Annotated in this window: 14 protein-coding genes; 4 read left to right on the forward strand and 10 right to left on the reverse strand. The window is 54.0% G+C overall.

Features of this window, described 5'->3' with window-relative positions:
- Positions 1-60: 60 nt before the first annotated feature.
- Together WC7_RS07170 and WC7_RS07165 are read left to right on the forward strand one after the other, a co-directional pair.
- Positions 61-516, forward strand: coding sequence for a multidrug/biocide efflux PACE transporter (locus WC7_RS07170; RefSeq protein WP_016154290.1), 456 nt, complete (start codon positions 61-63; stop codon positions 514-516).
- A gap of 142 nt (positions 517-658) precedes the next feature.
- Positions 659-1,888: an amino acid permease gene (locus WC7_RS07165; protein WP_016154291.1), complete on the forward strand. Its 1,230-nt coding sequence runs from the start codon at positions 659-661 to the stop codon at positions 1,886-1,888.
- A gap of 53 nt (positions 1,889-1,941) precedes the next feature.
- On the opposite strand, the gene rcnR is transcribed toward WC7_RS07165, so the two are convergent.
- Positions 1,942-2,214 carry a Ni(II)/Co(II)-binding transcriptional repressor RcnR gene (gene rcnR, locus WC7_RS07160; protein WP_016154292.1) on the reverse strand — a complete coding sequence of 91 codons (273 nt, stop codon included), beginning with the start codon at positions 2,212-2,214 and terminating at the stop codon, positions 1,942-1,944.
- A gap of 120 nt (positions 2,215-2,334) precedes the next feature.
- Between rcnR and WC7_RS07155 the strand changes: the two genes are divergently transcribed.
- Positions 2,335-3,210: a nickel/cobalt efflux protein RcnA gene (locus WC7_RS07155; protein WP_016154293.1), complete on the forward strand. Its 876-nt coding sequence runs from the start codon at positions 2,335-2,337 to the stop codon at positions 3,208-3,210.
- Positions 3,211-3,255: 45 nt separating this feature from the next.
- Here WC7_RS07155 and WC7_RS07150 read toward each other — a convergent pair whose 3' ends face one another.
- From WC7_RS07150 to WC7_RS07120, 7 genes are all read right to left on the reverse strand, one after another.
- Positions 3,256-4,638, reverse strand: coding sequence for an amidohydrolase family protein (locus WC7_RS07150; RefSeq protein ID WP_016154294.1), 1,383 nt, complete (start codon positions 4,636-4,638; stop codon positions 3,256-3,258).
- Between the two features lie 12 nt (positions 4,639-4,650).
- Complete coding sequence (locus tag WC7_RS07145) at positions 4,651-5,601, reverse strand: carbamate kinase family protein (protein ID WP_016154295.1); 951 nt, start codon at positions 5,599-5,601, stop codon at positions 4,651-4,653.
- A 26-nt stretch (positions 5,602-5,627) separates the two neighbouring features.
- Entirely contained in the window at positions 5,628-7,178 is a 1,551-nt protein-coding gene (locus tag WC7_RS07140) for a permease family protein (RefSeq protein ID WP_016154296.1), read from the reverse strand.
- Positions 7,179-7,295: 117 nt separating this feature from the next.
- Positions 7,296-8,714 (reverse strand): YlbE family protein, encoded by a 1,419-nt coding sequence (locus WC7_RS07135; protein ID WP_016154297.1) that lies wholly within the window; start codon positions 8,712-8,714, stop codon positions 7,296-7,298.
- Positions 8,714-10,261: an acyl-CoA synthetase FdrA gene (gene fdrA / locus WC7_RS07130; RefSeq protein ID WP_016154298.1), complete on the reverse strand. Its 1,548-nt coding sequence runs from the start codon at positions 10,259-10,261 to the stop codon at positions 8,714-8,716. Before fdrA ends, WC7_RS07135 begins: the two co-directional genes overlap by 1 nt.
- Positions 10,239-11,027 (reverse strand): oxamate carbamoyltransferase subunit AllH family protein, encoded by a 789-nt coding sequence (locus tag WC7_RS07125; RefSeq protein WP_016154299.1) that lies wholly within the window; start codon positions 11,025-11,027, stop codon positions 10,239-10,241. Before WC7_RS07125 ends, fdrA begins: the two co-directional genes overlap by 23 nt.
- A 126-nt stretch (positions 11,028-11,153) precedes the next feature.
- Positions 11,154-11,759, reverse strand: a complete 606-nt coding sequence (locus WC7_RS07120) for an ankyrin repeat domain-containing protein (protein WP_016154300.1) — start codon at positions 11,757-11,759, stop codon at positions 11,154-11,156.
- 391 nt (positions 11,760-12,150) lie between these two features.
- Between WC7_RS07120 and WC7_RS07115 the strand changes: the two genes are divergently transcribed.
- Positions 12,151-13,080, forward strand: coding sequence for a LysR substrate-binding domain-containing protein (locus WC7_RS07115; RefSeq protein ID WP_016154301.1), 930 nt, complete (start codon positions 12,151-12,153; stop codon positions 13,078-13,080).
- Between the two features lie 42 nt (positions 13,081-13,122).
- On the opposite strand, the gene WC7_RS07110 is transcribed toward WC7_RS07115, so the two are convergent.
- Both WC7_RS07110 and yjdI read right to left on the reverse strand, forming a co-directional pair.
- Positions 13,123-13,395 (reverse strand): GNAT family N-acetyltransferase, encoded by a 273-nt coding sequence (locus tag WC7_RS07110; protein WP_016154302.1) that lies wholly within the window; start codon positions 13,393-13,395, stop codon positions 13,123-13,125.
- Between the two features lie 11 nt (positions 13,396-13,406).
- Positions 13,407-13,637, reverse strand: coding sequence for a 4Fe-4S mono-cluster protein YjdI (gene yjdI / locus WC7_RS07105; RefSeq protein WP_016154303.1), 231 nt, complete (start codon positions 13,635-13,637; stop codon positions 13,407-13,409).
- Positions 13,638-13,696: the final 59 nt, after the last annotated feature.

Genomic DNA, 13,696 nt, shown 5'->3' on the forward strand with positions numbered 1-13,696 from the left:
ACATAAAACGATAAAATTGCCACCATTCCGTTATCCGGGCATCAAAGAAGGTTTTAGATTATGCAACACGATACAGTCCAACGCCGCTCGTTACTGGAGCGAATTTTTCATGCCGTCTGCTTTGAAGGCATTGCCACCGCGATCCTCGCACCAACCACCGCATGGTTGATGCAGCGCTCGGTGCTGGAAATGGGCGGACTGACCATTCTTCTCGCCACGACGGCGATGATCTGGAATATCATTTATAACGCCCTGTTTGACCGACTGTGGCCGTCGCACCTGGTAAAACGTACGGCTAAAGTGCGGGCATTCCACGCCTTAGGCTTCGAGAGCGGTTTTATTGTCATCGGGGTGAGCATCGTGGCGTATGTGCTGAACGTCAGCCTGCTCCAGGCATTCACGCTGGAAATAGGTTTCTTCCTGTTCTTCCTGCCATACACCATGTTCTATAACTGGGCTTATGACACTTTACGCGAGCGCGTTATGAAGCGTCGCCAGCAGCGCGTTACTGCCTGATAATTCAAACAATAGCCGGAATCTTCTCGGTTCCGGCTTTTGATCCATTCACTCGCCCGCTTGTTGACACCTCCCCCAGCCCCTGCCATTTGTGGTAAATTGCGCTTCTTTTTGTTTATTTTATAGTTGATACGTTCAAATAATGTCGAAATTTTGGTCAAAAGAAGATACTCTCTGGAGCTTCGCACTATATGGGACTGCCGTCGGCGCAGGAACCCTCTTCCTCCCCATACAGCTGGGTTCTGCAGGCGCAGTGGTACTGTTTATCACCGCACTCGTCGCCTGGCCTTTAACCTACTGGCCGCACAAGGCGCTGTGCCAGTTTATCCTGTCCTCAAAAACCTCGGCAGGTGAAGGGATCACTGGTGCAGTTACGCACTACTACGGCAAAAAGATAGGCAGCCTGATCACGACCCTCTATTTTATTGCCTTCTTTGTGGTGGTGCTGATCTACGCCGTGGCGATAACCAATTCACTCACTGAACAACTGGCAAAACATATCGCCATCGATCTGCGTGTTCGCATGCTGGTCAGTCTTGGCGTGGTGCTGGTGCTGAACCTGATTTTTCTGATGGGCCGACAAGCAACCATTCGGGTAATGGGCTTTCTGGTGTTCCCGCTCATCGCGTACTTTTTGTTCCTTTCGCTCTACCTGACCGGAAGCTGGCAGCCAACGCTACTCACCGGCCAGATGTCTTTCGATCAGCACACGCTTCATCAGGTTTGGATATCTATTCCCGTGATGGTTTTCGCTTTTAGCCATACGCCAATTATCTCGACGTTCGCCATCGACCGACGTGAGAAATATGGCGAGCAGGCCATGGGTAAATGCAAAAAAATCATGAAGGTAGCCTACGTCATCATCTGCCTGAGCGTGCTGTTTTTCGTCTTCAGCTGTTTGCTTTCGATTCCGACAAACTATATCGAGGACGCGAAAAATGAAGGCGTGACAATTCTGTCTGCGCTATCGATGATGCCAAACGCACCAGCATGGCTGTCGATTTCTGGGATCATTGTCGCCGTCGTGGCGATGTCAAAATCGTTCCTCGGCACCTACTTTGGCGTGATTGAAGGGGCAACCGAGGTGGTAAAAACATCGTTGCATCAGGTGGGAGTGAAGAAAAGCCGGGCCTTTAACCGCGCTCTGTCCATTATGCTGGTTTCGACCATTACGTTTATCATTTGCTGCATTAACCCTAATGCAATTTCAATGATTTACGCGATTAGCGGGCCGCTGATTGCCATGATTCTGTTTATCATGCCGACATTATCTACCTATCTGATCCCGGCGCTAAAGCCGTACCGTTCAGTGGGAAATCTGATCACCCTGATTGTCGGTCTGCTGTGCGTATCTGTGATGTTTTTTGGCTAGAACGTGTTTTTAACGGCTCATTCATCAGTATGTGGATGAGCCGTTAAACTGACTTATTTGATGTACGAATCGAGTACCTTCAAAACCACATCCAAATCTTCTTCGCGCTTAATTTCATCGCCCTGATGCACAATGTGCTCGGTCAGATGACCTTTAATCACCTCGCGCATTAACCCGTTTACCGCACCGCGGATCGCCGCTATTTGCTGCAATACCGCCGCGCATTCATGCGGTTCATCCAGCATGGTTTTCAACGCCGCTACCTGCCCCTGAATCTTACTGGCTCGGGCTTTCAGCTTTTGTTTGTCGCGGATCGTATGTGACATAGCAATACCTTTTCAACGTCTGGCTGTAGCGACAATACCATCGTCATTCTACTGGGGGGTAGTATTTAATACTGGGGGGGAGTAGAATCTGGCAAAATTAAACAACTAAGAATCATTCTCATGGGTGAGTTTTCTACGCTTCTTCAGCAAGGCAACGCCTGGTTTTTCATTCCCAGCGCGATTCTATTAGGAGTGTTACACGGTCTGGAACCGGGGCATTCCAAGACGATGATGGCGGCCTTTATTATTGCCATTAAGGGAACCATCAAACAGGCGGTGATGCTGGGGCTGGCGGCAACGCTGTCGCATACCGCAGTGGTATGGCTGATTGCGCTCGGCGGGATGTATATCAGCAAAGCGTTTACTGCCCAGACCGTTGAGCCGTGGCTGCAGTTTGTCTCGGCGATTATTATTCTCGGGACCGCATTCTGGATGTTCTGGCGAACCTGGCAGGGAGAACAGAACTGGCTGACCCAGACGCATCATGACCACGATCATGATGACCATCACCACCATCATAACCACGGTGAAGCTCACCACCATCATCACGAACATGACCACGACCACGATCATAACCATGCTGCGTTAGCAGGGCTGAGCGAAGATTCAAAAGCGTATCAGGACGCCCACGAGCGGGCACATGCTACCGATATTCAGCGCCGCTTTGCAGGCAAAGAGGTCACCAACGGCCAAATATTATTGTTTGGTCTGACTGGCGGGTTGATCCCCTGCCCTGCCGCCATTACGGTACTGCTGATTTGCATCCAGCTCAAAGCCTTCACGCTGGGTGCCACTATGGTGCTGTGCTTCAGCCTCGGGCTGGCGCTAACGCTGGTAACGGTGGGCGTGGGAGCGGCAATCAGCGTGCAGCAGGCGGCCAAACGCTGGAGCGGATTTAACACACTGGCACGCAAAGCCCCCTATTTTTCCAGCGCGCTCATCGCGATGGTCGGCTTATATATGGGGATTCACGGCTATATGGGGATCGTCGGTTAACGAGCAGAGAGCGCAGCAGCGATTGCCGCTGCGCATCAAACCAGGCTAGCTTGCGACGTTCCCCCACACCAGTTGGCCTTTATGGAAGGTCGCGGTGCGTGGGGAGATTCGCGCGACCGCTTCCGCTGAGCAGGAGGCATCCACCAGTACAAAGCTGGCTTCATCCTGCGCTTTCGGCCAGACGCGCTCACCTTTATCGTTAAGCGGCAGCACATCGCCGGTGGCGAGGAACAGCGCCCGCGACAGGTTGAGTTCATTGGGACGAATATAGAGCTGCGCGTACAGATTCGCCTTCTCCAGCATGTCTCCAAGCCCGTACGGCGACCAATGGTCAATCACACTGTCGGTCCCGGTAATCACTTCCACACCTTTGTCACGCAACTGCTTGAGCGGCATATGCAAGGTACCGATCGGCACCGTCGAGGCAATGGTAATCTGCTGCGCCGCCATGCGGCTCGCCAGCGCATCCACCTGTTGTTCGTTCAGGGTTGCCAGCGCAAATGCGTGGCTGATGGTCAGTTTGCCCTTCAACTGCGGCGTTTTCTCCACCGTTTCCACCATGTAATTCACCGCCGCAACGCCCGCCGGGCTGGTTTCATGCAGATGGATATCCACGCCTTTATCGTAATCCAGCGCAATCTGGAACATGGTGTCGAGGGATTTTTCCATCGCCCCGTCCACGCTGGTTGGGTCCAGACCGCCGACGTAATGCGCCCCCGCCTGCATTGCTTCACGCATCAACGGTTCAGACTTCGATAACAGCAGGCCATGCTGCGGAAACGCCACGATTTCACAGGCAAAACCCGGCTGGCGACGCGCCAGTACCGCCTGCAGATTTTCCAGGTTTTTCAGCCCGGAAACCGGTTCTATATTGCAATGGCTGCGGGCGATCGAGGTGCCTTTTGATTGCAGCAGATCGATGAGCTTTTCCGCGCGCTCCTGCGTGTAAGGCTGGAGTTCAGGCAGCAGCTTTTGCTCAAGGCGGATCATATCCTGAATGGTGGTGCCAGCCGGGCGATTCAGCGAACGCCATGGACCGCCGTAAAAGGTTTTATCCAGATGGATGTGCATGTCGCGCATGGCGGGCAGCATCAGCTTTCCACCCGCATCGTAGTGCGGCAGCGTCGCATCCGGATGCTGCTTATTCTCACGCAGGGCAACAATTTTCCCGTCCTGAATTTCAACGGTTTGCAGCGCGGTACGGGTATGCACCACCACCGAGTTTTCGTAATTAAAACCCGCTTCCAGCAGGACGTTATCCAGGTAATAGTGCTTATCGTTAATCGTCATTGTGCTCTTCGCCCCGCAGGTGTTCCCGACAGGATTAGCAGCATACGCGACCGGAGCCACTGCGCCAAACAGCGCGGCAGCGGTCACCATTTTTCCGCTCTGACTTAAAAAGTCACGGCGGCTGTTATTTTCCTTCATTCACATTTCCTCTCAGGAATGGACAATATGGGTGCCCGTTTCGCCGCGCAGTGCGGCCGGCAGGCATTCCGGCGTGGTGATGATCACTCGCTTACCGCCACGCGCCAGGAACGCCAGACTGGCAACGATTTTGGGTAACATGCTCCCCGGCGGGAAATGTCCCTCCTGCATGTAACGGGTCATCGTTGCGACATCCACCTTATCCAGCGCCTGCTGGTTGGGTTTGCCAAAATGAATACAGACCTGCTCGACGCCGGTGGTGATCACCAGAATGTCAGCGCGGATCTCCTGCGCCAGCAGAGCCGTGGAGAGATCTTTATCAATCACCGCATCCACGCTCTGATAATCCCCCTGATCGCTACGCACCACCGGGATCCCGCCGCCACCCGCGCCAATCACCACAAAGCCTTGCTGGGTCAGCGTTTTGATCGCCTCCGCCTCGACAATACGCTTCGGTTCCGGAGAGGCGACGACCCGGCGGTAGCCGCGCCCCGAATCTTCAACAAAGCGCCAGCCCGGATTGACCCGCTGCAGTTCATCGCGCTGCGCTTCGCTAAAGAACGCGCCGATAGGCTTGGTCGGGTTAGCGAAGCCCGGATCGTTTTTGTCGACCTCCACCTGCGTGACCACCGTAACCGCCTTCTGCTCACCGCGCCGCGCCAGGCGGTTGTTCAGCGCCTGTTGGATCAGATAGCCGATCCCGCCCTGCGTATCGGCGACGCAGTTTGCCAGCGGGGTGAGCGGCAACCCTTCACGCTCATGCGCGATTTCCGCACGCCGTAGATCCAGCCCCACCTGCGGCCCGTTTCCGTGCGTCAGCACAATGTTGTAGTCCGATGCCAACATCTCCAGCACCGTATCCGCCACCGCTTTCACCGCTTCAGCCTGGTGCTCAATCGACTGGCTGGCGTTATCTTTGATAATGCTGTTGCCGCCAATGGCAACGACCACAAGTTCTTTCATAGTGTTATCTTCCGCTTACAGGCGATTCAGGTCGTTTTCGTCGGTTCCTGCTCAGGCGCAGTCACCGCTTCACGGCTATCAAGAACATGCTTGAGGACAAACATGCCGCTCATCATCAGGTAGGCCACAACAAACATCATCGAACTGCCTTCTGCAAAGCCAACCGCCGGAGAGTGGATCACACCAAACAGCGATAACAGCGCGCCAAAAGCTGCGGCAATCGCCCCACGCAGCGGCTTATTCATAATGGCGAAGATAGCGACGCAGCCCCACAGCATACTGGCCAGCGGCGCACCGCTTCCCAGATGCACCAGCCCATCGTAATAGACACCTTTGCTGTGCAGCAGGTCGCTGCCCAGTTTCCCCGCGGATGTTCCGGCGGCGCCCATCACGCTGTTGACGATGGTCAACGCCCAGTTAGCGATCCACGGGAACAAGCAGATAAAGATAACGGGAACCTCGACTTTGGGCGTCTCTCGCACCACCTGGTTGGCGGTCACCACGCCGATAAACACCAGAATCGGCACTATCGCAGTCATCGGAATAATCGCGAGCATAAACGCCCCCAGCCCAAACAGCGGTACCAGGAACATGGTGATGCCTGAAGCGAGGGTATAACCGATGCTGGCCCCCATCGCTTTCCAGCCCGCATGCCCAACATATACGGTCACCGGGAATGGGTTGCCCAGCATGCAGCCGAGCATGGAGGCAAAACCGTTCGCCATCATGACCTTACGGGTGTTGTACTCATCACCCGCCGCATGCGCACTTTCAATATTCTCAAGGTCAAAAATGTAGTTCGCCAGACCCAAAGGAACCGCAGAAGCCAGGTACGGCAGCGCGTGCGGCAAACCCTGCAGGAAGCTGTCGACATGGATCTCCGGCGGGTTAAAGCCAAAGGAAGACATAGAAGATTTTATGGCTTCCGGGCTTTGCAAACCGGAGATCCACGCCAACGCTGTACCGGCAATCAGCAGCAGCAAACCGGTGGGGATGCGGGCAAAAATCGGCTTCTTACCGAACCAGTTAATGAAGATTAACAACAAGACGATGAAAGAGACGGTCGGCGCTTCAAATGCCTGCAGCATCGGGTTCATCGCCAGCAGCAACAGTCCCAGACCGGACAGACAAGAAAGTAATACCGTACGCGGGATCATCTTGCGGATGGTCTCGCCCAGGAAGGAGCCGCCGACCAGGATCAACGCTTCTACAAAGCACCACACCAGGGCTATCTGGATAGCAAAGTTGGCATCTTTGGTTTGCTGATATACCGGCATTAGCACCAGGAAGGTCACGGTAAAAATTGACGGTGCGCTCGGCCCGGACGGCAGCGCCGTCACGTCTTTACGCCCGGTGTGCTTTGCCATCTGCAGGCCAAACCAGGCGTAGCAGACGCTGGCCACCAGCACCGCCAGACCAAAGGCAGGCGCAATGCGACCATAGACAATTTCGGTAGGGATCCCGACGACAAAAATGAGCAGCCCCATCATTGTCAGCAGGTTAGTCAGGTTGTTGGTCATCAGCCCAAAGTAAGCAGCCCAGTCACCACGTTTCCATTCTAGTTTTATGCTGTTCATGGAATATCCTTAACAGGTTAAGCATCGTTTGCGATCCCGGGGATCGCCCAGCCCTGCAGGTAAGCAACGTTTTTCGCTTCGCTACTGTGGGGCTAACAGCGTTAGCCCCGATTGTTGTTATTGGCAGTAGCGGTCGCGCCAGTTGAGGATCGCCTTTTCAAAACAGGCGAACGGCGGATGGACTATTCCGGCGCCGATCATGCCGATCCCCGCATCTTTGTGCGCAATTGCGGTGTTAATCACCGGCAGAATGCCGGTGCTACCCACGCGCGTAATGTCGATAGCGGTCGGTACGCCCATAAAACCAAGTAACGGAATAGTAACGTTGGGGTTTTCGCCGAGAGTGATTTCACGCATCTGGCGAGAGAAATCGACCGCTTCTTCAACCGTACCGCCCACCAGCGCCACGATGGCCGGTGCCGTGGCCATGGCAAAACCGCCGATGCCGTAGGTTTCGGTAATTGCGCTATCACCGATATCACGTCCGGAATCTTCGGGCTTATAGCCTGCAAACATCGGGCCAATCACCTGCTGCGCCGGACCGGTAAACCACTGACCCGGTAAGCCGCTGATGCGCAGACCGAATTCAACGCCGTTACGCGCCATCGTCGTGACTACGGTGCTGTATTCGATCCCGTGTGCGGCGTCCATTGCGGCTTTACACATCGCCATCCAGGTCGGTCCGGAGAAGTAATCGCTGCTGAGGACGAACTCGAATACCTCACGCTGCTGCTCAACCGGATAGCCGGTCTGAATAATCCACGGCGTCAGTGCCTGTATCAGTAGCGCCGTCCCAGCGTTATTGCGGTTATGACACTCATCGCCCATGTGCAGCGCCTGCGCCAGCATCAGGCGCAGATCGATTTCGCCCGCCAGCTTCATGGCGTCGCGCAGCATCGGTCCCATCACATCGCGCATCCAGTTCAGGCGATCGATAACGCTCTGATCGTTCGCGCCCATGCGCAGGATCTTCGCCATCTGCTCGCTCATATTGGTGTATGCGCGGTTGCCGTAGGTTTTGTTCTCGACGATGTGCATAAACATCGACGCCGACGTTACACCCGCCATCGAACCGACACAGTCATGCTCGTGGCACGGTGAGAAGATGATTTCACCCGAGGCGGCCAGGTCGGCGGCTTCATCCAGATCTTTCGCCAGCCCTTCAAACACCAAAGCCCCGGTGACCGCGCCCTTCATTGCGCCGCACATTTTTTCCCAGCAGATTGGCGGTCCGGCGTGCAGGATGGTGTTGCGGGTCATGCCCGGCACGACGTTGATCGCCTGGTCATAGCCAATCAGCACCGGATGCGACTGGATAATGCGTTCCAGCGCCTGCTGGTTAGCGGCAGCGATTTTGTCAGCCAGCGGCGAATCGGCAATTTCGTCCAGTGCGGCCACGACCTGCATGTTGCCCTGGCCCGGCGGCGTCCAGTCGAGCTGGGTCACGGGAACATTCTGCTTTTTCAGGTCATCGCTGAACATCGCGATGCCGACGTTAATCACGTTCAGCGGCTGGTTAAACAGTGTCTGGCTCATCAGGCTTCCTCCCCTTTACAGATAAATTCACGCGCCAGCAATCCGGTATTGGTGCTACTGCTCGCCCAGATCACGCCTGCATCGGTCAGCATCTGGCACTGTTTTTCCAGCGACGGCGTATCGAGATCGGTTCCCAGCACGTAGCCGAGGATCTCAAGCGGACGCCCCTCTGCGGCGGCGATCGCTTTGGCTTCGACGATCGCCTCGATCATCACGCCAACCGGATCTTCATGTGATCCATATCCAAGAACGAAGTCCATAACGATCACGCCGACTTCAGGATCGCGTGCTTCCTGCAACAGACGACTAATGCGGTTGGTTGGATCGATCATCGGGTGCGGTTTACCGTTGGTAAAATCGTCATCTCCGAAATCAAGGAAGGTATGTCCCACGCTGCGGTTGAGATCTGTCAGGCGAAAAGCCGGATCCGGATGAATGTTGCTGTAAACCTCCGCATGTTTTTCCATGGCAGCAAACATCGCCTCATCGCACAGCGTGCCGCCACAGAATAAGCCGCGAATGTACTTTTGCTGCCGGGTCAGGCGGGCGCGGACCTCTTCAATCAGCGGCCAGTTGAGCGGATGCAGATCCAGACTCTCTTTTTTCACGCCAGTCAGCAGTACCGCTTTCAGCGCCGCCTCTTTAGTGCCGCGTGCAAACAGCAGACCGTTTTCATCCGCAGGCGCGGCTTCACGTCCGAGGAAACACACCACGACGGGCTTATGGCAGGCGCGCGCACGTTCCAGCACTTTGCGCGCCACTGTTGGCGCAGGAGGTTTGGAGATAAGCGCGATGATCTCGGTTTGCGGATCGGCCTCCAGCATACCAATCGCGTCAAGCATCATCAGGCCGCCAATCTTTTCGCTCAGATCGCGTCCACCGGTGCCAATCAGTTGGGAAATCCCGCCGCCAAACTCGTGAATGCGTACGCTCAGCTCCTGGCTACCGGTACCGGAGGCGCCAACAATTCCGATGTTGCCGCGACGCACCGCATTGCCAAAACACAGCGCCGCGCCGTTAATAATGGCGGTTCCGCAATCGGGCCCCATCATCAGCAGCCCTTTTTCATGCGCCAGCTGCTTGAGCGCCAGTTCGTCTTCAAGAGAGACGTTGTCAGAGAACAACATCACGTTGAGGTTATTTTGCAGCGCCTGACGCGCTTCACGCGCGGCAAACAGACCATTGACCGAGATCACCGCCAGGTTGCTGTCAGGAACATGCTTCTTCGCACTGGCGAGCGTGGCATAGCGCGCTTCATGCTGCCCCCCCTGCTCTTTATGCGTAAACAAGTCTTCAATCGCCACCAGCGTCTGATCGTTCGCCGCCTCGCTGGCACCTTTAATGACAATCATCAGGTCGCCACTTTTCGCCTCTTCAAGTTCAGGCGTGAGCAGACCGAGATTCTTCAGTACGCCCTTATTCATTTCTGTCGCCATAGCCACGAACGCCTGCTCAACGCCATCGAGCTTATTTGCGCGTGTGGAGATAGACATCAGTGAGACAGAATCAAAATACGTGTTCTTTTTAACAACTATCCTGATCGACATAATTCCCTCCGGACCTGTGGCTCAGGGCGCAGGCATCCGCCATGCCATACAGCATGTCGCAGCCAGAACTTGAGCCGATATTTTTAATGTCAGTAATATATTGCGTAGAAACGGGTTGTTGCTCTGTAATAATATGGTTCAGCAGCCGTCCGACGCTTTCCCGATAACGTTGATGAAAGGCTTCCTCTAGCGTTATTTTGCTGAGTAGCGTGGTATTATTTCCGGCACATTGTAAGGCTGCTAAAAATTCATCACGATATTTCCCCAGCGGATGTCCCGGAATAAATAAAATAGTGCTTAAGCCCACTAAATAATCATCAGATGAGGGCGTCAGACCAATCCCCAGACCAATTAAATGGCTGACCGCTGTAGAGATATTTTCTCCTGTATGCAACGCCGCCAGTAATGTTTGTCGGCGACTCAGTAATTGACGGGTGATTTCCAGATAAAACGGGTTATCACCCTGGTACAGAAATAATGTGTCAGCGCTTCTTAGCTGTTGGCGGATAACCTCTTCCCAGCGCAGCCAGCGGATTGCAGCAAGGCTTATTGCATCAAGCCTCCACCGTAGTATGCGCCACGGCAGACAACCGGAAGTTTCTATCCATTTATCGTTGCCAACGGCTATCCCCGATTCGGTAAAACTGACTCTCTCACCGGGGTGAAACAGCTCTTCACAATGCGTCAGCGCCAGCCGACAGCTGTTAGGCGCGTTATCACAACCTTCACTCAGTAACGTCAGCAACCGCTGCTGTTCAGGTATCAACAGGTTTACCGCGCGGGAAAAAACCTGTTCAACCCGTCCTGTTCCCCGGAAAGCGAGAAACGCGCCGTCTGCGGTTAGCGCCCGTACGCATCGCCGTGATGGCGTGGCGATAGTGGCGCTCCTCTGTCAGGCTCCGGCCGCAATCAGCAGCTCGGCAATTTCGTGGTATCCTTTCTCCCGCGCCAGCTCCAGCGGGGTTTTACCGTATTTATCCGTCATGTGCGGGTTTGCGCCATGGTCGAGCAGCAGCTTGACGATTTCCTGCTGTTTCGCGCCGCCGTCATTAAGCACGATGGCTTCCAGTAACGGCGTCCAGCCGACAAAGTTGGTATGATTAACATTGATATCGGTACGCAGCAGCAGTTCGCGCACGATCTCTACATGACCTTTTTCGCTGGCTGGCGTAATACCGACGCCGCCAAAACGGCTCAGGCAATTGAGGTCGGGGTTGGCCGGTAATACGGTACGCAGCAGCGTTAAATCGTTAGTCAGACAGCTAATCAGGAATGGATTAAAACAGGTTTGATCCTGTTTATTAATATCGGCACCGGCGGCAATCAATAAAGAAACACAGTCATAATGTTTATTGAGGCTGGCAATAATTATGGCAGTACGCCCCTGGTGGTTAGTGGCATTAATATCCACATTTTTTGCCAGGCAGGATTTTAATCCATCGGCATCACCCTGCTCTGCCGCCAGCAGAAATTCAGTAATGAGTTCTTTCTCTGACATAATCGCTCTCCTGCAGTTTTTTAGACTTTTTAAATATCCGATAAGCTGAGAATAGCAACAGAGTGCAGAGAATAATATCCGCTTAAATTTCATTCATCGTAAGCGTGTCGATTATTGAATCAAATTTAACAATGAGAACAAAACGTGCTGTAGTGCAATCTTTTCCTTATGACAGAGCCGCTTTTAGCCATTAATCAGTTGTCAGGAAAATCAGGCGTGATGCTACACGGATAGCGGCCTGCAATTAATATACAGAAGTGTGATTGCCTTCAAATCAATTGTAAAACTAGTGTTAAATTCTGTTCAAAACTGATTGCTCTGCATAAGGATTACAAATACATTCAACAATCATCGCGTCGCGGATGTGCGTTTGTCGCCGGAGGGGAGGAAGATGAATTCAATTTTTACCGAGGAAAACCTGCTGGCATTTACGATGGCAGCCCGCTACAGCAGCTTCAGCAAGGCGGCTGAGGAACTAGGCTTAACCACATCAGCAATTAGTTACACCATTAAGCGCATGGAGCTGGGGCTCGACGTGGTGCTGTTTACCCGCAGTACCCGCAGCATTGAGCTGACCGAGTCCGGACGCTATCTGTTTCGCAAGGCGACCGACCTGCTCAACGATTTCCACGCCATCAAGCGCAGTATTGATACCATTGCTCAGGGCATTGAAGCCCGAGTACGCATCTGTATTAATCAACTGTTGTATACCCCTCAACATACGGCACGACTGCTGCAGGTACTCAAGAAACAGTTTCCAACCTGCCAGATAACCGTCACCACCGAGGTGTATAACGGCGTCTGGGATTCGATCATTAACAACCTCGCCAACATCGCTATCGGCGCGCCGGATACGTTACTGGACGGCGGGGGGATTGATTACACCGAGATCGGCGCGATCCGTTGGTCGTTTGCGATTGCCCCGGATCATCCGCTGGCTTTTATGCCCGAACCGATTTCTGAGAGCCAGCTGCGCCTGTACCCGAACATCATGGTGGAAGACACCGCCCACACCATCAACAAGAAGGTCGGCTGGCTGTTACACGGACAGGAGTCGATTCTGGTTCCTGATTTTAATACCAAATGCCAGTGCCAGATCCTGGGTGAGGGCATCGGTTTTCTGCCGGACTATATGGTGCGCGAGGCGATGGAAAAGTCGTTGCTGGTCACGCGGCAGATCCACAACCCGCGTCAGGATTCACGGATGCTGCTGGCGACCCAGCATTCGGCCACCGGTCGTGTAACCCAGTGGATTAAAAAAGAGTTTGGCCCACAAGGTGTATTGACGGGAATTTATCAGGATTTGCTGCATCGGGAGTGATGCGCCGGACGGCGGTCATGCCTTCCGGCGCACGTAAGATTATCAGGCGCGAATATCGTCGTACTCGCGGGTTTTATCAAACTCATGTTTGGCAAACGGGCACAGCGGAATAACTTTGCGGTTTTCGGCGCGCATTTTCTCCACCACCTTCGCCACCAGCAGTTTACCGACCCCCTGGCCTTTCAGGCTGGGGTCGACATCGGTATGTTCAATGATGCTCAGATGCTCACCCGTCGGCACGAAGACAATCTCGGCAACCTGATTGCCTTCGGCATCGTTAACATAAAATTTGTTGTGGCCTACAAGAATTTCCATGGTCCCCTCACTCATTTCTGGCGATATTTCAGCGCACCGCTCGGACAGGTATCAATCACTTTAATGACCGTCGCGACATCCACTTCATCCGGAATGATCCACGGTTTACGTTTCAGGTTAAAAAGCGCTGCGCTTCCCCGCACGCAGTTGCCCGAATGTTGACATATCGCCGTATTGAAGTAGACGTCAATCTTCTCGCCGGTATAGGCCCGGTAACCGGCATCCAGTAGTTCCTTATCCACGACATTGCCTCGCATTTTTTTATTGTCTGGGTCTAATCATAGACCTCTGCGAGGCTGAA

Source organism: Citrobacter sp. KTE151, from assembly GCF_000398845.1.
Lineage (GTDB): Bacteria > Pseudomonadota > Gammaproteobacteria > Enterobacterales > Enterobacteriaceae > Citrobacter > Citrobacter braakii.

Coding starts and splice junctions, on each gene's coding strand:
- rcnR (WP_016154292.1), bottom strand. CDS start 2,214: ATGTCACATACGATCCGCGACAAACAAAAGCTGAAAGCCCGAGCCAGT.
- WC7_RS07135 (WP_016154297.1), bottom strand. CDS start 8,714: ATGAGCCAGACACTGTTTAACCAGCCGCTGAACGTGATTAACGTCGGC.
- WC7_RS07115 (WP_016154301.1), top strand. CDS start 12,151: ATGAATTCAATTTTTACCGAGGAAAACCTGCTGGCATTTACGATGGCA.
- WC7_RS07140 (WP_016154296.1), bottom strand. CDS start 7,178: ATGAACAGCATAAAACTAGAATGGAAACGTGGTGACTGGGCTGCTTAC.
- WC7_RS07150 (WP_016154294.1), bottom strand. CDS start 4,638: ATGAAGGAAAATAACAGCCGCCGTGACTTTTTAAGTCAGAGCGGAAAA.
- WC7_RS07165 (WP_016154291.1), top strand. CDS start 659: ATGTCGAAATTTTGGTCAAAAGAAGATACTCTCTGGAGCTTCGCACTA.
- WC7_RS07145 (WP_016154295.1), bottom strand. CDS start 5,601: ATGAAAGAACTTGTGGTCGTTGCCATTGGCGGCAACAGCATTATCAAA.
- fdrA (WP_016154298.1), bottom strand. CDS start 10,261: ATGTCGATCAGGATAGTTGTTAAAAAGAACACGTATTTTGATTCTGTC.
- WC7_RS07120 (WP_016154300.1), bottom strand. CDS start 11,759: ATGTCAGAGAAAGAACTCATTACTGAATTTCTGCTGGCGGCAGAGCAG.
- WC7_RS07170 (WP_016154290.1), top strand. CDS start 61: ATGCAACACGATACAGTCCAACGCCGCTCGTTACTGGAGCGAATTTTT.
- WC7_RS07110 (WP_016154302.1), bottom strand. CDS start 13,395: ATGGAAATTCTTGTAGGCCACAACAAATTTTATGTTAACGATGCCGAA.
- WC7_RS07155 (WP_016154293.1), top strand. CDS start 2,335: ATGGGTGAGTTTTCTACGCTTCTTCAGCAAGGCAACGCCTGGTTTTTC.